Raw genomic sequence first — 523 nt, forward strand, 5'->3', positions numbered from 1 at the left:
TTCCTGTAATGCCTAAGGGCAAATTGTTGAACAATTGAAAACTTTAATCTAATGAAGTGTGTTCCTCTTTTGTCTACAAAGTTGAATCTTGTTTGTCTTTGAAAACATAAAACATACGCATTCCATTGCACCATATGCATAGCAGGTACCCTACTTCACAGGTTGCTTAATCTCCTTCACTGTTTATTTTGAACAGTCATCATGAATCCAGACTCCTCCAGTGAGCAAGCACTCAAGGCCCTTCAAGCCCAAAGTGCACAGTTCCAAGAGATGGTCCTAAGCCTAGCCCAAGGTCAACAAGAGTTGAAGGCTCTGCTCTTAAAGAAGAAGAAGAAGAAGAGGACTGCGTTGTTCAATACTGGACGCAGGTTTGGGAACACACTCCATAACGAGGCTGATCCAACTACTTCCTCTACAGAGAAAGACAGTCCCCAAGGGGGAGGGGCTCCCAGTCCTGCAGTCTCTGACAACGAGACGAATTACAATGACGAACAATACCCTCCTGCTGCTGACAGATACAAGC

1 protein-coding gene is annotated in these 523 nt (G+C 44.6%); it reads left to right on the plus strand.

Annotated features, from left to right (window positions below):
- Positions 1 to 201: 201 nt before the first annotated feature.
- Positions 202 to 523 (plus strand): hypothetical protein (locus VSR34_RS38330; protein WP_342965223.1); only part of this gene is annotated, 322 nt, incomplete at its 3' end.

This window comes from Paraburkholderia sp. JHI2823 (assembly GCF_038900695.1).
GTDB lineage: Bacteria > Pseudomonadota > Gammaproteobacteria > Burkholderiales > Burkholderiaceae > Paraburkholderia > Paraburkholderia mimosarum.